Source organism: Porphyromonas circumdentaria (assembly GCF_900167105.1).
Classification (GTDB): domain Bacteria; phylum Bacteroidota; class Bacteroidia; order Bacteroidales; family Porphyromonadaceae; genus Porphyromonas; species Porphyromonas circumdentaria.
On record NZ_FUXE01000003.1, the window covers coordinates 116,415 to 134,536 of the forward strand.

The 18,122-nt window shown below is 41.6% G+C and carries 16 protein-coding genes and 1 riboswitch; of the genes, 10 read left to right on the forward strand and 6 right to left on the reverse strand.

Features of this window, described 5'->3' with window-relative positions; translation table 11 throughout:
* The 4 genes from B5D06_RS02025 to B5D06_RS02040 form a co-directional block, all read right to left on the reverse strand.
* Positions 1–996 (reverse strand): AAA family ATPase, encoded by a 996-nt coding sequence (locus B5D06_RS02025; RefSeq protein ID WP_078736358.1) that lies wholly within the window; start codon positions 994–996, stop codon positions 1–3.
* A gap of 164 nt (positions 997–1,160) precedes the next feature.
* The gene (locus B5D06_RS02030) at positions 1,161–2,081 is read right to left on the reverse strand and encodes a dihydroorotate dehydrogenase (RefSeq protein WP_078736359.1); all 921 of its coding nucleotides are present in this window, start codon (positions 2,079–2,081) and stop codon (positions 1,161–1,163) included.
* Positions 2,072–2,854, reverse strand: coding sequence for a dihydroorotate dehydrogenase electron transfer subunit (locus tag B5D06_RS02035; protein ID WP_078736360.1), 783 nt, complete (start codon positions 2,852–2,854; stop codon positions 2,072–2,074). Before B5D06_RS02035 ends, B5D06_RS02030 begins: the two co-directional genes overlap by 10 nt.
* Before the next feature lie 57 nt (positions 2,855–2,911).
* The gene (locus B5D06_RS02040; RefSeq protein WP_078736361.1) at positions 2,912–3,397 is read right to left on the reverse strand and encodes a helix-turn-helix transcriptional regulator; all 486 of its coding nucleotides are present in this window, start codon (positions 3,395–3,397) and stop codon (positions 2,912–2,914) included.
* A 1,085-nt stretch (positions 3,398–4,482) separates the two neighbouring features.
* Between B5D06_RS02040 and B5D06_RS02045 the strand changes: the two genes are divergently transcribed.
* The 4 genes from B5D06_RS02045 to B5D06_RS02060 all read left to right on the forward strand — a co-directional run bounded on the left by B5D06_RS02045 (position 4,483) and on the right by B5D06_RS02060 (position 8,293).
* Positions 4,483–5,568, forward strand: coding sequence for an LptF/LptG family permease (locus B5D06_RS02045; protein WP_078736362.1), 1,086 nt, complete (start codon positions 4,483–4,485; stop codon positions 5,566–5,568).
* Between the two features lie 70 nt (positions 5,569–5,638).
* A complete protein-coding gene (locus B5D06_RS02050) occupies positions 5,639–6,412 on the forward strand; it encodes a threonine/serine exporter family protein (protein ID WP_078736363.1) in 774 nt (257 codons plus the stop codon).
* Positions 6,413–6,430: 18 nt separating this feature from the next.
* A complete protein-coding gene (locus tag B5D06_RS02055) occupies positions 6,431–6,931 on the forward strand; it encodes a threonine/serine exporter family protein (RefSeq protein ID WP_317041730.1) in 501 nt (166 codons plus the stop codon).
* A gap of 30 nt (positions 6,932–6,961) precedes the next feature.
* On the forward strand, positions 6,962–8,293 hold the full coding sequence (locus tag B5D06_RS02060) for a T9SS type B sorting domain-containing protein (RefSeq protein ID WP_078736365.1): 1,332 nt from the start codon (positions 6,962–6,964) through the stop codon (positions 8,291–8,293).
* A gap of 195 nt (positions 8,294–8,488) precedes the next feature.
* Here the strand turns inward: B5D06_RS02060 and B5D06_RS02065 are convergent, their stop codons facing one another.
* Together B5D06_RS02065 and B5D06_RS02070 are read right to left on the reverse strand one after the other, a co-directional pair.
* On the reverse strand, positions 8,489–9,259 hold the full coding sequence (locus B5D06_RS02065) for an SDR family oxidoreductase (protein ID WP_078736411.1): 771 nt from the start codon (positions 9,257–9,259) through the stop codon (positions 8,489–8,491).
* Between the two features lie 37 nt (positions 9,260–9,296).
* Positions 9,297–10,253 (reverse strand): ROK family protein, encoded by a 957-nt coding sequence (locus B5D06_RS02070; RefSeq protein WP_078736412.1) that lies wholly within the window; start codon positions 10,251–10,253, stop codon positions 9,297–9,299.
* A 305-nt stretch (positions 10,254–10,558) separates the two neighbouring features.
* Positions 10,559–10,670, forward strand: a riboswitch (TPP riboswitch).
* A 110-nt stretch (positions 10,671–10,780) separates the two neighbouring features.
* Between B5D06_RS02070 and thiS the strand changes: the two genes are divergently transcribed.
* From thiS to B5D06_RS02100, 6 genes are all read left to right on the forward strand, one after another.
* The gene (thiS, locus tag B5D06_RS02075; protein ID WP_078736366.1) at positions 10,781–10,981 is read left to right on the forward strand and encodes a sulfur carrier protein ThiS; all 201 of its coding nucleotides are present in this window, start codon (positions 10,781–10,783) and stop codon (positions 10,979–10,981) included.
* 67 nt (positions 10,982–11,048) lie between these two features.
* Positions 11,049–12,821 (forward strand): phosphomethylpyrimidine synthase ThiC, encoded by a 1,773-nt coding sequence (gene thiC, locus B5D06_RS02080; RefSeq protein ID WP_078736367.1) that lies wholly within the window; start codon positions 11,049–11,051, stop codon positions 12,819–12,821.
* A 20-nt stretch (positions 12,822–12,841) separates the two neighbouring features.
* Positions 12,842–14,842, forward strand: a complete 2,001-nt coding sequence (locus B5D06_RS02085) for a thiamine phosphate synthase (protein WP_078736368.1) — start codon at positions 12,842–12,844, stop codon at positions 14,840–14,842.
* Between the two features lie 11 nt (positions 14,843–14,853).
* Entirely contained in the window at positions 14,854–15,624 is a 771-nt protein-coding gene (locus B5D06_RS02090) for a thiazole synthase (RefSeq protein ID WP_078736369.1), read from the forward strand.
* A gap of 36 nt (positions 15,625–15,660) precedes the next feature.
* The gene (gene thiH, locus B5D06_RS02095; RefSeq protein WP_078736370.1) at positions 15,661–16,770 is read left to right on the forward strand and encodes a 2-iminoacetate synthase ThiH; all 1,110 of its coding nucleotides are present in this window, start codon (positions 15,661–15,663) and stop codon (positions 16,768–16,770) included.
* A 29-nt stretch (positions 16,771–16,799) separates the two neighbouring features.
* On the forward strand, positions 16,800–17,960 hold the full coding sequence (locus B5D06_RS02100) for a dicarboxylate/amino acid:cation symporter (RefSeq protein ID WP_078736371.1): 1,161 nt from the start codon (positions 16,800–16,802) through the stop codon (positions 17,958–17,960).
* The last annotated feature ends 162 nt before the right edge of the window (positions 17,961–18,122 follow it).

Genomic DNA, 18,122 nt, shown 5'->3' on the forward strand with positions numbered 1-18,122 from the left:
CTAAGGAACGAATACCTTATTGAGAATTTCGGTGATAATTTGGTCTGTGGTCAAATCATTTGCCTCTGCTTCATAGCTCAGACTGATACGATGGCGTAAGACATCGTAGCACACAGCTCGGATATCCTCGGGTAATACATAGCCCCTTCCTTCTATAAAAGCGTAGGCACGAGCTGCTAAAGTCAAATTGATAGAGGCTCTCGGCGATGCGCCACATTGAATCATCGGTTTGAGATTCTCCAATCCGATTCCTTCAGGAAATCTGGTGGCATGAACGATATCCACAGCGTACTGAAGAATCTTTTTATCAACATAAATCTTTTGAACAATCTCTCTCGCTTTTTGTATCTCTTCGATAGAAGTAACGGGAGTAGGAGAGGGCAGAGAGCCCTTCATATTGAGGGTAATGATATCACACTCCTCCTCTTTTGAGGGATACCCAATGCGCACTTTTAGCATGAAGCGGTCTACTTGAGCCTCGGGTAATGGATAGGTTCCCTCCTGTTCAATAGGATTTTGGGTTGCCATCACCAAGAATGGAGAGGGGAGAGTATAAGTCGTATCTCCTATCGTAACCTGATGTTCTTGCATAGCCTCAAGAAGGGCACTCTGTACTTTTGCTGGAGCTCGATTTATTTCGTCTGCCAGAATAAAGTTTGCAAAAATAGGTCCTTTCTTAACTATAAACTCCTCAGTCTTTAGGCTGTAGATGAGAGTCCCGATGACATCGGCAGGGAGAAGGTCGGGAGTAAACTGTATACGACTATAATCCGATTTGATTAGCTGGGAAAGCGTTTTAATGGCAAGTGTCTTGGCCAAGCCAGGTACTCCCTCTAAAAGTATATGTCCATCTGCAAGTAATCCAATTAATAAGGAGCGGATTAAATGCTCTTGACCTATAATAGCATGCCCCATGCCAGAGAGTATCTTTTGAACGAACTCACTCTCCTGAGTAATCTCGGCATTAAGTTCCCTAAGGTCTTTATGCTGTTCCATTTTTCTTTTAATATTCTTCTACCTCCCACAAAAGTACGAATAATCACCGATTGACATTAAACGTAGAAAAAAGTTGTACACTAAGGTCAGGAGTCAAAAACCTTGAAACACTTTTTTTACTCAAATTAAACATAATATCCATTATGGGTATTAATGTGTGTTGATTAGGTCGTTTCGAGAGCTCCGATAATATCGTCTATAGAGTTTATATTGCGAGAGGTCATATATGTTTGCAGCCCTTTAACTAAAGAACCCGATATGGAAGGATCTATGAAATTGTAGCATCCAACTTGTATAGCCGAAGCTCCTGCAAGTAGAAATTCTATGACATCTGATATGGTTGCTATGCCTCCCATACCTACTACGGGAATATTTACTTTTTGAGCTACCTGCCAAACCATACGAAGAGCTATCGGTTTGATACATGGTCCCGATAAGCCTCCTGTTATAGTAGACAAGATGGGACGGCGTTTTTCGGCATCAATAGCCATTCCTAACAGTGTATTTATCAAAGAGATGCTGTCTGCTCCCGCTTCTTGTACGGCAAGGGCTATTTCCGTTATATCTGTAACATTGGGAGAAAGCTTTACCATTAAGTGTTTGGGATAGACTTCTCTGACATGTTTTACTACCTCATAAGCACCTTTTGCTGTCACTCCAAAAGACATTCCTCCTTCCTTTACATTGGGACAAGATATATTTAATTCAATCCCTGGTATTGCATCAAGTTCTGCTACTTTACGGGCTGTTTCCTTGTAGTCTTCAATCTGAGAGCCACTCACATTTACCAATATAGCTGTTTGGTAATTTTTTATTCGAGGGTAAATGTGCGAAATAAAATAATCTACTCCTTTATTTTGCAATCCAACAGCATTAAGCATACCCGAGGGTGTCTCTGCCATACGAGGATAAGGATTACCCTCTCGATGATGAATCGTCGTGCCTTTAACAACGATTCCTCCTAACGAATTAATGTCTAAAAAGTCTGCGTACTCCTCTCCATAGCCAAAAGTACCAGAGGCCGTCATTATGGGATTATTAAGGAATAATCCTTTTCCTAAATCAACAGATAACTTTAATTCCATAATAGTTTTTCCATATTAAAAACAGGCCCCTCTGTACAAGTGCACACATTGCCCTCTGTTGTTTTCTCCACACAGCAGAGACAAGCTCCTATACCACAAGCCATTTTATTCTCTAAAGAGACCTCGCATGGACAATTAGCCTTTCGCGCCAAGTGAACTACAGCTTTCATCATAGGGAGGGGACCACATGTAAAAACAGAAGAGGGTGTTTTCTGCCAAATAGAATGCTCTGTAACGAAGCCTTTTTCTCCCTGAGAACCGTCTTCGGTGGTATAGAAAAGATTGCCATACTGCGAAAAGTGTTCCTCCAAAACAAGTAAAGAACTATTTCTTGCACCTAATAATATATTAGGAGTGATATTCAACTGAGAAAGCCTTTTAGAAAGGTATAATAAGGGGGCTACTCCAACTCCACCACCGACCAACAGAGGAGAGGTGCCGATCCACGAAGGCTCTAAGCAAAATCCCCTCCCTAAGGGGGCTATGAGATCTATAAGCTCTCCTTTTGTATAAAAAGCCCATTTATTAGTAGCTAACCCCACCTTTTGGACAAGGAGGTCTAAAATACCTGTTTCCTCATCGAAATCACATACAGAAATAGGTCTTCTAAGAAAAGCCCCCGAAATATTGGAGTCCACTTGAACAAATTGCCCTGGTAGGGGTAAAAACCCTTGGTTTATTACCTCTCTCTCTATAGCAACTCGCAGAAGATAATAGCTATCATTGAGGATTCTATTTTCTACGACAGTCCCTTTTAGAATAAACTTTTTCATCTGAATAACAAATTCCCTTTTCGTATGGTACAAAGGTACAACAAGCTTTGTGTAAGATTATTCTTTTCGCACAAAAGATTCGAAACTTCCGTCCGTGTAGAAAATCTTTATTTCTTCAATTCTTTTCTGCTCTTTTTCCTTAGAGCATTTCAAAGCCTCTTCTACAATAGAGGATATCTGTTCTGGGGTTATTAGAGAGTAGTTTCGAGAGGAAAATTCTTGTTCTGTGTCTTCTCTTCTTACCTCTTGATCGTTTATTGCAAAAGAGTCAGATGAGAATAAACTGCCTGAAAAATCGTTTTTTTGACCCGAAGAAATAGTTTCTCCGAAAAAAAGCCAATTTCTATCCCACTCTGGAAATGCTTCATATATGCGATTAAGTATTTCCAGAGATGGATTTGTCTTGCCCGATAAAATTTGACTCAAAGTACTTCTTTGAATATTTGCTTTGTCTGCAAAGGCGGCTGAAGGAATATCAAGCTTTTCAATCATCTGTTTTATTCGAGCAATAATTTGATCGAATTGAGTTATAGATTCTGCCATAATGTCCTTTATAGAAAGAGTGTTTATTGATTGCAAATATACAATTCTAAATCAGAAACACAAACGATTTTGATTTGTGTTTCCAAAACAAACAGACCCTCTTCCATGCATCAGATTTCTTTTTGACAATTGTGTAAATGCGCCTTTTAAATCTGTAGCGATTTTCTATACTTATATGTATCTATCTATTTATAAGCTATTTATATATTTATAATGAGGTTCTTGCCTACAAAAAAGAGGTTTTTTCTCGATATACACTACCCTACATCTTTATTCTTATATAGAATATGTTTATAAATATCTGTTTTAGAGATAGTATTATGGGATTATAATATGTATTGATGCCATACTATTCTTATCTATGAATGTCTGTTTTTAGCAATTCTCCTACCTGAATTTTAGCAAAACAAAAACTCTGGAGCAGTATTTTTAAAGAGAAATATTTTTATTCGCGAATCAAAACAGAGCCTTTTCTTCGACCTCTTTCATTTGTGGTTCATGAATTAGAATTGATTTGTTTTCGTTGATTTTGCAAAAAAGACATTTTGTCACTGCTAAAAAGAAATGAAAGATGATCTGTTAGATTACTCGCTAAAAAAGATGGGAATGATGGAAAAGAATTGAGGTATGTATAGAAAAAATAGTTTTCTCTCTACCAGAAGTTTAAAATATAAGATATAATTCTCTATTTGCAGATTGAATATATGTATATTCAACTTGAAGATATATATATTTAGATTGCATATATATATCTCCAATCTGCAAATAGAGAATTATATAAGAGAAAACTACTTTTTGCAGGGAGATTTAGAACTATTACTCAAAGGGTTAAGAGATTAGGTAGATCAATCTTCTTCTGCGCCTGAATAGAGAAATTACCTGAAAAGGCTTGTTGCCTACCTGCAAACTTGCTAACTCAAGCCTGTGCAAGACTTTCGCATACTAAATCATTCTCTTAGATGATATGTTTGCCCATCGCTCTGGCGATATCTGACAAACAAACTTCCCCACTTGGAAGATGAAAGCTATACGTGTGAAAACTGCTATCTTTGCCTCAATAAGAAATAGAGGTTTAGTAAACAATAATGAAACCCGTATTTAACACTTTAGATCGTTACATAATCAAACAGTTTTTGGGGACATTCTTCTTCTCGATTTTACTAATTCTTTCTATTGCCGTCGTCTTTGATATAAACGAAAAGATTTCTCACTTTCTGAAACCAGATTGTACCCTATACGAGATAATATTTCATTACTATATCAATTTCGTTCCCTACTACGCTAATCTGTTCAGCTCTCTTTTTGTCTTTTTGGCTGTCATATTCTTTACGACCAAGCTGGCAGAGAAAACAGAGATTATTGCTATTCTTTCGAGTGGAGTAAGTTTTAATCGACTACTCAGGCCCTATATGTTTTCGGCTGCTGTTATAGCCGTTTTTTCTTTTCTCCTAAGTAGCTTTATCATTCCACCTGGCAATGCGATAAGAACTAAGTTTCAAGACAAATACATAAAAAACAAGTTGGTAAAGGAGGCATCGAGCATCCAATTGGAAGTAGAGCCCGATATTTACGCCTATATCCACTACTATAACAATGACCGAAAGAGGGGAAATAATCTTGTTTTAGACCATTTCCAAGATAATACTCTACGAAGTAGACTTACGGCAAAAGAGATAGAGTACGATACCCTTTATCAATGGCGTTTGAGAGACTATACCATTACTCATTATGGCAAAGTGCGAGACACTTTAGAGCGTGGAGAAACTATTGATACGATGATACATCTGCAACCAAGGGACTTTCTTATATCCTCCATCGGAGCAGAAACCTACACTACTCCCGAGCTACACAGCCACATTAAAGAGTTGAAACAAAGAGGAGCTTCTAATATAAAACTATTGGAGATAGAGCTGCACAAACGCTATGCAACAATTCCTGCCGCTTTTATACTGACCTTGATAGGGGTATCACTCTCTTCTCGTAAACGAAGAGGGGGGATGGGGCTCTCTTTAGCATTGGGAATAGCCTTGAGTGTTTCTTACATTCTCTTTATGACCATTGCATCTACCTTTTCGGCTTCTGGGTCGCTTCCCCCCGTGGTTGCCGCCCAATTGCCCAACGCAATTTATGCTTTGATTGCTCTTTATTTATATACAAAAGCTCCAAGGTAAAACGTTGGAGAGAAATAGATTTACACCTTTAATTACAGATACTCCCACAAACATTTATCACAAAACATTTATGAAATACAGAGAATTAAAAGATGTCAGTAGTTTTCTTGCAGAATATGCAGCTTGTCTTTTGGGTTCTGGTGTGCATACATCTCGAACGGAGAGGAATACCAAGCGTATAGGCCACTCTTTAGGAACGGATGTTTACCTCAATCTATCGATGAAAACGATGACCCTAACAGTACGTAATATAGAAACAGGAGAGTCTATGACCGAAGTTATAGATGTGCCTCATAAACCTATTAAGTTTTTCTTAAATTCTGAGCTAAGTGCTTTAAGTTGGGAAGTACACGACCGTGCTTTGACCATAGATGAAACTAAACAACGCTATGAAGAGATTCTCTTAAGATCTAATCGACAACCTTTTTGGGTGGCTTGGTTGCTTATCTCTCTATCGAATGCCTGTTTTTGCCGTCTCTTTGAGGGAGACTATATCTCGATGTTAATCGTGGCGATAGCTACGGCAATGGGTTTTTATACTCGTCATTTTGTAGTCAAAAATCAGATTAACCTTTACATCGCTATCACATTGGCGGCTACGGTTTCTTCGGGCATGGCCGTTTTAGGGGGGCACTTACTCCCTACTCTAACCAGTGCAACGGCGGTTGCGACGTCTGTGCTTTATCTCATTCCTGGCGTACCTCTAATCAATGGGATTATTGATATTGTAGAGGGGCATATGCTCTCTGGCTTATCTCGTCTCATACAAGCAGCTCTTATCATCTTGAGTATATCTTCTGGAATGGCTATAACGCTTTTATTAACGACAGGGTCTGTTTCTTAATTTGATGCGATGATTACTATGGATATTTTGACTGGATTTCTTTCGGATGCCTTTTTTGCAGGAATGGCCGCTGTGGGGTTTGCTGCTGTTTCGGTACCTCCCCGTAGAGCTTTCCCTCCTATTGTAGTATTGGCTGCCTTGGGACATGCTATACGTTGGTACATGATGCACCACCTGAATGTAGATATAGTAGGAGCCTCTCTCATAGCAGCTCTTCTGATTGGTTTTGGGAGTTATATTTTCGGTCGATGGTGGGTGCATTGCCCTATGACTGTACTTTATATTCCTGCCCTTCTCCCCATGATACCAGGTATGTATGCCTATAATGCGGTACTTAGCCTGGTGCGCTTTGTGATTCATCATAAGAACCCCACGCTTTCTGTACAATATATGCAGGCCTATCTCACAAACTTTACAATAGCCCTTACAGTACTATTAGTTTTGGGGATTGGTTCTATACTTCCCGTTTTTCTTCTACATAAATCTTCTTATACCCTCTCTCGTAGGAAAAAGTATTAGTATCACCGTTTTTAATCTCTCTGTAAACCGATGAAAAAATGGAGTAAAAAATTGATCTTTATAGCCCTTGTTGCTCTTTTATGTGAAGGGCATAGCTATGCCCAAGTAGCATTCGAAGGGGCTTCTTTTGCCAAAGTAGAGTTAACCTCACCTCTGGCTTTGAAAGTCTATATGGTGCATCCTAAGGGGGAGAATTTTACACTTCGTATTGAGGGAAAGCAGACGGATAAAATTAAAACTTATAAACAGCAAGCAAGCGAATGGGAGTTTGTAACAAATGCGGTCTACAACAATGGAGTTTGGGTTATTCCCAATGCCCCATTGGATAGAGGGTATATTGTAGAGGGTGGTTCTCTCGCTGAATCCTCGTTCTATTGGTTGGTGGATTACCGTCGCTACCCTATTCCTAAAGAGGGACTTTCCGTTTTTCATGCTCCCGAAGCTCCTTGCCAGCAAGTGCAGATAACAGCTTCTACGCCTTTCCAAACCTTTCACTGTTTTTCTCCCGAGGGGGAATTACTTCCTATAGCTCGTAAATTTACCGTTCGCTTTGACGATCTTTTTTACGATGCTGCTAAGCAAGAGTTTATCCCTAAGGAAACCACCCTTCAAGTAGAGCCTAAAAACGGAGAATTGCTATTTACCTCGTCTCTCAAAACTACTGATTATAAGGTGGTAGGCGATGAGTACACTACCCCTCTTTCCATACAGCAAAAAGAGGTAGCCACAAATGTGCTCGTGCCTAACCGTTTGGAAGTACACCCACGCTACAAGCTGAATGGAGAGGAAGTACAGAGCTTTGGTAAGGAACTCTCTGCCCCTGCCGAAGTACAGATGGAAGCCATCGTAAATAACCCATCGACTACTTTGGTTTCTTGGCGAATTATTTCTGGCAATCAAGTAACAGAGGCCGCACCTATCATTATGCAGTATAACGGTACGGGGACGACATTCCGTTTCGAACAGGCTGGAGGGTATACTATTATTCTCGAAGCCTCTTCTCAAACAGGCACATGTAGAGTATCGGCAGAGCCTGTAACTCTTTACATACAGACCTCTCAGCTGGAAGTTCCCAATGCTTTCAGTCCCAACTCTTCTCCTGGGATAAACGATGTTTTCCGTGTGGTACACAAATCTATTGTAAAGTTTGAAGCAAGCATTTTTAATGAATGGGGCAATCTTTTGTATCGCTGGAACGATCCCAATGGCGGTTGGGATGGCACTTACAATGGCCGTTGGGTAGAAGGAGGCGTTTATTACTATGTTATTCGAGCCGAAGGAGCAGATGGCAAAAAGTATGACCTCAAAGGACATATAAATATTTTGCAGACCGATTTGCAAGAGCAAATAACACCTCTATAACTAAGACCTTTATAATTTGAGTGTAACGAATCCTAAACTCATAGAAGAGGCAGGAGGTTATAAGCATTTCCCCCCTTACAGCGTAGATTCACAATACAATTAGCCCATAAGGAATGTGTACGTCTTCTTGTACATCCTCCTTATGGGCTAAATCTTTATGTTGGGAATTGAAAGCCCAACTATCTCCCGAAAGTATTACTGCTTAAAGAAGTCTCTGCTTGAGCCTTGTGCTTTGGGTAGTACCAACATGTCTGCTAAGCACACATGATCGGGTAGATTCAAAGCTGCTGCAATACAATCTGCAATATCTTCTCCCGTTAGCGGAGTATAGCCTTTATATACGTTTTCTGCACGACCTGCATCTTGGTGAAAACGTACTAAAGAGAACTCTGTTTCTACCGCCCCTGGAGCTATCTGAGTAACCTTTATACCGTACTGATGCATATCTATTCGCATAGCTTTAGAAAGAGCATCTACGGCATGCTTAGTAGCACAATAAACATTGCCATTGGGGTAAACTTCTCTTCCAGCAATCGAACCGATATTAAAAATATGCCCCTTTTTGCGCTCTATCATAGAAGGAGCGACTACCCGAGTTACATAGAGTAGTCCCTTGATATTGGTATCTATCATCTGCTCCCAGTCCTCCAACAAACCCTCTTGGATAGGCTCTAAACCTGCAGCTAAACCTGCGTTATTTATCAATACTTCTATGGCTTGCCACTCCTCGGGAAGATGAAGCAAATTCTTCTCTACTTCGTCATTCTTGCGCACATCGAAATTCAAAGAAAGGACTTCTGTATTACACTCTTTTCGGAGCTCTTGGGCAATCTCATCCAAACGTTCTTTTCTACGTCCTGTTATGATTACTCTATACCCCATTTTTGCCAGTTTGCAGGCTGTGGCCTTTCCTATACCCGACGTAGCCCCTGTTACAAGAGCTATAGGACCTTTTGTAGTACTCATAAAAAATAGTATGCTAATATTGATTTTGGCTTTGGTATTATTTTGCTTCCCAAGCAATTGCAGCTGCCCCCAATATGGCAGAGTCGGCAGCTGGTAGCGAAGAGAAAAGTAACTTAGGAGGCGTGTACACCTTCAACAAATTGGCATAGAAAGCTCCCTTTAACGGGTTCATTAAAAGATCTCCTGCAGCAGCAAGACCTCCAAAGAGAACAAAGGCCTCAGGACTGGAAAAGGTTACAAAATCGGCCAACGTTTCTCCCAAGATTTTACCCGTAAAGTTAAAGATATCGATAGCCGTAACATCTCCCCTTGATGCGGCTTCAAAAATATCTTTAGAGGTTAGTTTTTCTCGCTCTATATTTCGTAAGAGAGTTGGCTCTGAGCGCGCATCTAAAAACTCATGTGCTGTGCGAACAATCCCAGATGCCGAGCAGTAAGTTTCTAAACATCCATTTCTGCCACATCCACACTTACGACCGTTGCGTCGTACGATGAAGTGCCCCAACTCCCCAGCTAAACTATCGGAACCGTACAGTATCTTTTCATTGACAACAATACCACTTCCCACTCCCGTACCTAAAGTTATCATAATAAAATTCTTCAAGCCTTTAGCTACACCGTACATCATTTCTCCTATTGCTGCAGCTTTGGCATCGTTGGTGAGTATGGTTGGGAGTTGTAGTCGTGTCGAGAGCATCTCTACTATGGGTAAAGTTTTTTTCCAAGAAAGATTGGTGGCAAAGTCTATTGTTCCCGTATAGTAATTCCCATTAGGAGCTCCAATGCCTACAGAGCGCACCGACTCTTTCAGACTATTCTCCTCAATCAACAGAGATATTTTTTCTGCTAAATGATTTACAAAAGCTTCCGCATTGTCTCCATATTCCTGCGTTTTCAAGGAATTGACCGCTACGATAGTACCTCTTGCATCCACTATTCCAAAGACAGTGTTTGTACCGCCCACATCTACTCCTACAACGTATGATTTAGTCATATCTAACATTTACATATCAAGATGGAGGACAAAGGTAAGTATTAATGGCGATTATTAGATATTTTTCTCTTTATGGCGATAATAATCGAGAAAGAGGAATGAAATACCTATAATAAAACATATATTTGAAAAGGGGGGGTGGCGAGTATTCAATATGTTTTATTAAGTAAAAGCCTCCCTTTGGCACAATGTTTTTCGCTCTTTGATTGCTTTAATAAGAGCGAAAAGAAACAAGAAGCGGGGAAGAAATATTGTTTTCTACATATTATAATGATAACTTTGCGACGGATTGGAATAAAACATCTAATCTTTCTTGGGGGTGCCGATAGAGATTTTGACAAATCTCCCTTTCGGCTGAGAGGATACCCGTGACCTGATCCAGATAATACTGGCGTAGGCAAAGAACAATCTTTGAAGTGGCTATTTGCTGTCGCGGTTACCTCTACTTATCCCCATGTACGATTGGGTTGTTTTTGAAATTCTTGTCCGACAATAAATAAGGTGGAGAGACTGAATACTTATCTATTATGCAGATAGAGCTTAATCAGAAAATAAAAAAGATCCCCGACGGGTGCACGGTATCGTCCCTTCTCTCTTTGGAGCAAATAGAGGGAGGATATGTAGCGGTAGCGGTGAATCAGGAGGTTATAAAGAGAGATAATTGGGAAAGCACATATCTTAAAGATGGAGACAAAATACTCGTTATAGGAGCAGTGAGAGGGGGCTAACCCTACTTTATTCTCTTTCATCGGTCTCTATCCCCAAAGAGCAATAAAAACAACTATAAAAAACAATATGAGAGCAAAAGATCAAACAGAAAATCTTTCAATATCTACAGGTCCCCTACCAGGGAGTGTGAAAATATATGTCCCCGGAGAAATGTATGATATAAAAGTGGCGATGAGGCGTATAGATCTCTCCCCTACTATTGATGAAAATGGTGTAAAAAGAGAGAATGAGTCTGTAGTGGTATATGATACATCGGGACCTTATACCGATCCTGAGTACACAACCAATTTACACAAAGGGCTACCCAAACTTCGTCAGGCTTGGATAGAAGCCCGCGAAGATACGGAACGCTTAGACCAGCTCTCTTCGGAGTATGGACGGATACGTCGTGCAGATACATCTTTGGACCACCTTCGTTTCGAACATATCGAAGATCATCCTCTCGTAGCCGCTGAGGGTAAATGTGTTACTCAGTTGGCTTATGCAAGAGCAGGCATCATTACGCCAGAAATGGAATACGTAGCCATACGCGAGAACCAGCTTTGTAATCAAATAAAAGAGAACTATAAAAAAGAAAAGGGAGAGGCTTTCGGTGCTCATCTCCCAGAGCTTATAACCCCCGAGTTCGTTCGTTCCGAGATCGCAGCAGGTAGAGCCATTCTGCCTGCCAATATCAATCACCCCGAGTGTGAACCAATGATTATCGGGCGCAACTTCCTTGTAAAGATTAATGCCAACATTGGTAACTCTCCCGTAACAAGCTCTATCCAAGAGGAGGTAGAAAAAGCCGTTTGGGCAACACGGTGGGGAGCCGACACAATCATGGACCTTTCGACAGGACGTAATATCCATGAGACCAGAGAGTGGATTGTACGTAACTCTCCCGTTCCAGTGGGTACAGTGCCTCTGTATCAGGCTTTAGAAAAGGTTAAGGGTAAGGTTGAAGAGCTTACTTGGGAAATCTACAAAGACACTCTCATAGAGCAGGCAGAACAAGGAGTGGATTATTTCACCATCCATGCAGGACTTCGCTGGGAGTTTATCCCTCTTACTATGAACCGACTCACTGGCATCGTATCTCGAGGTGGTGCTATCATGGCGAGCTGGTGTACAACGCATAAGAGAGAGAGCTTCCTCTACGAACATTTCGAAGAGATTTGTGAGATCTTAGCTCGATACGACGTAGCAGTTTCCATAGGCGATGGACTACGCCCTGGTTCTATAGCCGATGCAAACGACGAAGCTCAATTTGCCGAACTGCGCACCTTGGGAGAGTTGGCAAGTATTGCCGACAAGCATAATGTACAGGTGATAATAGAAGGACCAGGACACGTTCCTATGCACAAGATTAAAGAGAACATGGATCTACAACTTAGCCTGTGCAATGAAGCTCCTTTCTACACATTGGGTCCTCTGGTTACAGATATTGCTCCTGGCTACGACCATATTACCTCTGCGATCGGAGCCACTTTAATAGGGTGGTACGGTACTTCTATGCTTTGCTACGTAACACGCAAAGAGCACCTTGGGCTTCCCAACAGAGACGATGTTAAGGAAGGGGTTATAACCTATAAGTTGGCAGCCCACGCGGCAGACTTGGCAAAAGGACACCCCGCAGCCTACTTTAGAGACTTTGCTATGAGTAAGGCACGCTATGAGTTCCGTTGGAGAGATCAATTTCATCTGGCATTGGATAGCGAAACAGCTCTTAAATTTCATGATGAGACGCTCCCATCAGAGGGACACAAGACAGCGCACTTCTGCTCTATGTGTGGAGAGCACTTTTGTTCTATGAGGGCATCTAAGAAACTTCATAACCGTATCAAATCGGAAGAATAATTTTTTGCAGTAGAATACCTATGTTGGTCGTTATTACTCCCCCAGAGGCAACTCCAAGAGAAATTGTACGTTATAATCGTCTGTTCCAGTTGGGGTTGCACACGTTACATCTTCGCATACCGAGTGCTACTCGAGAAGAATACAAGGCTTGCATCCAAGCTATCCACCCCGAGTTTCGACATCGAGTAGTTTTGTGCGACCATTTCGATTTGGGGGAGGTAACGGGCACGGGAGGTGTTCACTTGCGAAAAGATCAAATATCTCTGTGGCGACAGTGGCAAGGCATCAATAGAGGAAGAGTTTCCGTCTCGGCTCACTCGATTGAAGAGCTACAACAACTTCCTTTCATACCTACTTATGCTTTACTTAGTCCCCTATTTGAGAGTATATCCAAACTCGACTATCCAGGAAACTTAGATAGAAGTGAGTGCAAAAAAAATCTCCCTCTTCTACCCTTTCCTGTGGTAGCGTTAGGAGGAATCACACCCGAAAGACAGAGTGAGGCTTTGAATTATGGTTTCTCAGGGGTAGCTATTTTGGGAGATTTGGCTCTGGCAGGAGAGTACCTCGAGGAGGCTTTCCTACACTATTCCCAACCAGAAGTATTGACCATAGCAGGTCACGACCCTACTTCGGGAGCAGGTCTTACGGCAGACATACGAGCAATAGAAAGTAACGATGCCTATCCTCTATCGGTATGTTCTTCTCTTACGGCACAAAACGAAAAAGACTTCAAGGCTTTATTTCCTGTTGATGTGAAAGAACCTCTTGATATTCTTTTGAAAAATCACCATCCTATGGTTTGTAAAATAGGATTGATTTCTTGCTTAGATCAGGGTATCGAGATTGCCAAAAAACTGAGAGACAAAAAAGTACGCTATATCATTTGGGACCCAATACTAAAGACCTCGGCATCGGAGAAGAGTCTTCATGATTCTTTCCCTAAAGAAAGAATCAAAGAACTCCTTTCATTAGTTACCCTAATAACTCCCAATTATCCAGAGTCGATGACTTTATTCGGAACAACAGATCCGATAGAATTATCTCTTTTTGCATCGGAGTATCGGGTATATATATTACTCAAAGGGGGACATAACAGTTCTCTTCAAAATGTTTCGACCGATCTACTATTTTCTCCCGATGGGGAAATGGCAAGATATACGGTACCTCGAACCCCTTTCGATAAGCACGGTACTGGGTGTGTGCTCTCGGCAGTGATAGCCACCCTATTATCTCATGGTTACGATTTACCCTCGGCTTGCAGAGGGGCACAATGGAAAACAGACACCTATCGACGCTCGAGTAAAGCCCTATTAGGAACACACAAAAGAGTCGAAAGTATAGAAAAACAACTCCGACTGCATTCTTGCCATCTGCAGTATATTACAGATTCACTTGAGCTACCTGAGCTCCTTTTTAAGACGCAACAAGTTTTGGAAGGAGGTGTACGCTGGATTCAGTTACGCATGAAAGGAGTCTCCTCTCAGAAGAGACTTGAAGCGGCTTTTGCTCTAAAAGAATTGATGCAAAAATACATTGGGAGTACTCTAATTATTAATGATGATTTAGAAACAGCCTTAGCCTGCGATGCACATGGGGTACACCTTGGATTGGAAGATGTATCCCCAGCAACTGCACGAAAGGTTTTGGGTTTAGGCAAAATAATCGGGGGGACCTGCAATACCGTAGCTGACATCGCTCAAAGAGCTCTTGAGGGAGTAGACTACATCGGAATAGGCCCCTATAGATCAACCACTACTAAAAAAGTCCTTAGTCCTGTCTTGGGAATAGAGGGAATAAAGGCTCTTTCTGCCTACAATCAGCAGTTGCCAGTACCTATTCCTTTATTTGCTATTGGGGGTATCGAAACCTCCGATTTTATCGATCTATCTTCCTTAGACCTACAAGGGATAGCTTTATCTGGGGCTATTAACCGCTCGGGAGATATTACAGAAACAGCTAAGTCTATCACGCAGACCATACAGCAACTATTTACACAAAGTAAAAAAAGACCTATTTAATAGTTTAATCTATGCAACCTCTTATTTTATCTGGAGAGAAGTTCTCATCTCGTCTCTTCTTAGGAACAGGCAAATTTGCTTCTAATGAATTGATGTGCAATGCCATTATAGCCTCTGAAAGCGAATTGGTAACAGTAGCATTAAAGAGGGTAGAAATGAATAACGAACATGATACACTAATTGCCTCTATATCTCAATCGGGTGTAAGACTTATGCCCAATACTTCGGGTACTCACAATGCCGAGGAGGCAATTTTCGCCTCTCGTTTGGCCTACGAAGCTTTTGGCTCTAAGATTGTAAAAATCGAAATACACCCCGACCCTAAATACCTCCTTCCAGATCCTTTTGAGACGCTGAAGGCAACTGAAGTACTCGCCAAAGAGGGCTTTATTGTAATGCCTTACATCCAAGCAGACCCTATACTTTGCAAATATCTTGAAGATGCAGGGGCTGCAGCTGTAATGCCCTTGGGAGCTCCCATTGGCACAAATAAGGGATTAAAGACTAAGGACTTACTACAAATTATTATAGAGCAGAGCCGAGTGCCTGTTGTTATCGACGCGGGATTAGGAGCTCCTTCTCATGCAGCGGAGGCAATGGAGATGGGGGCAGATGCTGTTTTGGTTAACACAGCTGTTGCTTCTGCGGGAGATCCTGTAGCGATGGCTCTGGCTTTTAAGGAAGCTGTTGTTGCGGGGAGAAGAGCCTATGAAGCAGGATTACCCTCGGTGGGACACTCTGCCGCTGCTACCTCTCCCGTGGATACATTCTTTGGGCTATAATTTTAAGACAAAACATACACCACTCTTTGTAATACAATGACGACGTTTTATGACGAATTAAGGAAACTCAATTGGGAAGCAGAAGAGGAGTCTATATTCAAAAAAACTACCCTCGATGTACAGCGTGCTCTCCAAAAAGATCGATGTAACTTAGAGGACTTCAAGGCCTTTATCTCTCCAGCAGCAGAACCATTTCTGAGAGAAATGGCAATCAAAGCCGAGCAGCTTACCATCAAACGCTATGGACGTACCATACAAATGTATGTTCCCCTCTATGTATCAAACTACTGCACAAACTCGTGCGTATACTGCGGGTTTAGTTGCCATAATCAAATACACCGTGTAAAACTTGATATTCCTCAAATCTTAGAAGAAATAGCCGTTCTAAAGAAGTGGGGATTTCGTCATCTTCTCCTCGTTTCGGGAGAGTCTGCCAAACTGACAGACGCCTCCTACTACGAAGAGGTTATAAATGCAGTACGGCCACACTTTGCTCAAATATCCCTTGAGGTACAGCCCCTAACTACCGATGAGTACCGACGCATGTATAACGCGGGTATTAGTTATGTCTGTGTGTATCAAGAAACTTATAATGAGAAGAAATATCCCGAGTTTCATCCCAGAGGCGAGAAGGCGAACTTTCGCTACCGTTTGGAAACCCCCGATAGATGCGGAACCGCGGGTATACAGAAGATAGGCATAGGAGCCCTACTGGGACTTCAAAACTGGCGCACTGATTCATTCTTTACAGCTCTTCACCTAAATTATCTTGAACGCACACACTGGAAGACAAAATACTCTATTTCCCTTCCCCGCCTGCGTCCTCATGTGGGTGATTTTACGCCAGAGGATCCCATAAATGACAAACAGATGGCACAACTAATTTGTGCCTATAGATTGTTCGATCCAGAGGTCGATATATCTCTCTCTACACGTGAGAGTTCTGCTTTTAGAGACATGGCTATGCGCATTGGGGCAACCACGATGAGTGCCGCATCAAGCACAGAACCAGGAGGGTATGCCACAAAGCACGAAGAGTTAGAGCAATTCGAGATCAATGATGCCCGCACTGTTGAGGAGATGGCAGAGGCCATTCGGGCTAATGGATATGAACCCGTCTGGAAGGATTGGGATGAGTGGCTATAAATTAGGATGTTTAGAGATAGAGATAGTAGATGAAAAGTTTTCGCATAGGCCTATTGCCTCGTATCATAATTGCAATTGTATTAGGGGTTTTATTCGGACAAATACTCCCCCTATCAGTAGTGCGTATTTTCAAAACCTTTAATGGACTTTTTGGGGAGTTTTTGACTTTCTGTATTCCCCTTATTATACTTGGTCTAGTTAGTGTAGCCATTGCTGGGATAGGCAAAGGAGCAGGAAGAATGCTTTTTTTAACCGTAGCCATTGCCTATGGTGCGACGATTTTTTCGGGCGGATTGGCTTATGTAACAAGTATGTTTACCTTTCCTTCTCTTATAGATGGGTCTCAGTCTTTGCAGAGCATAACGGAAACGGGCACTACCCCTCTCCCTTACTTTTCAATAGAGATTCCCCCACTGCTCAATGTAATGACGGCTTTGGTACTGGCTTTTCTCCTAGGGCTCGGAATGGCTTCTTTGACCTCCAATGCCCTAAAAAAAGCTTGTGAAGACTTTGAGCAGATTATCACCAAAGTTATTACCTCCGTAATTGTACCCCTATTACCTTTCTACATATTTGGGATTTTCTTAGAGATGACGTTCACGGGAAAGGCTTGGAATATCATGATGGTCTTCATTAAAATCATAGGTGTAATCTTCATTTTACACATAGGACTTTTGGGGTTACAATATACCATAGCAGGACTTATTGCACGTCGTAATCCATTCCGTCTTTTATGGACCATGTTACCCGCTTATTTTACGGCTTTAGGTACTCAGTCTTCGGCGGCAACTATTCCCGTTACTTTGGAACAGACACAACGAAACGGAGTAGCTCCCCATGTTGCAGGTTTTGTTGTACCACTATGTGCTACTATCCATCTATCTGGTAGTACGTTGAAAATAGTTTCTTGTGCTGTTGCCCTGATGATGATGTTGGGTATGCCCATTGACCCCCTTCAATTTGTAGGTTTTATCCTTATGTTGGGGGTGACTATGGTAGCAGCTCCAGGTGTTCCAGGAGGAGCAATAATGGCATGCCTCGGTATTCTTAACTCTATATTGGGTTTTGATGAAGCAACTCAAGCTCTCATGATCGCTCTCTATATCGCCATGGACAGTTTTGGAACGGCTTGTAACGTAACAGGCGATGGGGCTATAGCACTAATTGTAAACAAGTTAGTTAAGCTCTAAAATGGCTTTATAGCTCTACAAACTCATATTAAAAAGAGAGGGACTCCTAATCCAACAGGTAACAACTCTTTTTAGAGAACGGAAAAATGTTCTAACTTTTTCTTAAAAGAGATTTCACTATAGCCTACAAAAAGAGTATTTTTGCGAGCAAAGACTTTCCAA

Bases quoted from the DNA above. Each gene is read 5' to 3' on its own strand.
- B5D06_RS02025 (WP_078736358.1), bottom strand. From the start codon at position 996: ATGGAACAGCATAAAGACCTTAGGGAACTTAATGCCGAGATTACTCAG.
- B5D06_RS02030 (WP_078736359.1), bottom strand. From the start codon at position 2,081: ATGGAATTAAAGTTATCTGTTGATTTAGGAAAAGGATTATTCCTTAAT.
- B5D06_RS02035 (WP_078736360.1), bottom strand. From the start codon at position 2,854: ATGAAAAAGTTTATTCTAAAAGGGACTGTCGTAGAAAATAGAATCCTC.
- B5D06_RS02040 (WP_078736361.1), bottom strand. From the start codon at position 3,397: ATGGCAGAATCTATAACTCAATTCGATCAAATTATTGCTCGAATAAAA.
- B5D06_RS02045 (WP_078736362.1), top strand. From the start codon at position 4,483: ATGAAACCCGTATTTAACACTTTAGATCGTTACATAATCAAACAGTTT.
- B5D06_RS02050 (WP_078736363.1), top strand. From the start codon at position 5,639: ATGAAATACAGAGAATTAAAAGATGTCAGTAGTTTTCTTGCAGAATAT.
- B5D06_RS02055 (WP_317041730.1), top strand. From the start codon at position 6,431: ATGGATATTTTGACTGGATTTCTTTCGGATGCCTTTTTTGCAGGAATG.
- B5D06_RS02060 (WP_078736365.1), top strand. From the start codon at position 6,962: ATGAAAAAATGGAGTAAAAAATTGATCTTTATAGCCCTTGTTGCTCTT.
- B5D06_RS02065 (WP_078736411.1), bottom strand. From the start codon at position 9,259: ATGAGTACTACAAAAGGTCCTATAGCTCTTGTAACAGGGGCTACGTCG.
- B5D06_RS02070 (WP_078736412.1), bottom strand. From the start codon at position 10,253: ATGACTAAATCATACGTTGTAGGAGTAGATGTGGGCGGTACAAACACT.
- thiS (WP_078736366.1), top strand. From the start codon at position 10,781: ATGCAGATAGAGCTTAATCAGAAAATAAAAAAGATCCCCGACGGGTGC.
- thiC (WP_078736367.1), top strand. From the start codon at position 11,049: ATGAGAGCAAAAGATCAAACAGAAAATCTTTCAATATCTACAGGTCCC.
- B5D06_RS02085 (WP_078736368.1), top strand. From the start codon at position 12,842: ATGTTGGTCGTTATTACTCCCCCAGAGGCAACTCCAAGAGAAATTGTA.
- B5D06_RS02090 (WP_078736369.1), top strand. From the start codon at position 14,854: ATGCAACCTCTTATTTTATCTGGAGAGAAGTTCTCATCTCGTCTCTTC.
- thiH (WP_078736370.1), top strand. From the start codon at position 15,661: ATGACGACGTTTTATGACGAATTAAGGAAACTCAATTGGGAAGCAGAA.
- B5D06_RS02100 (WP_078736371.1), top strand. From the start codon at position 16,800: ATGAAAAGTTTTCGCATAGGCCTATTGCCTCGTATCATAATTGCAATT.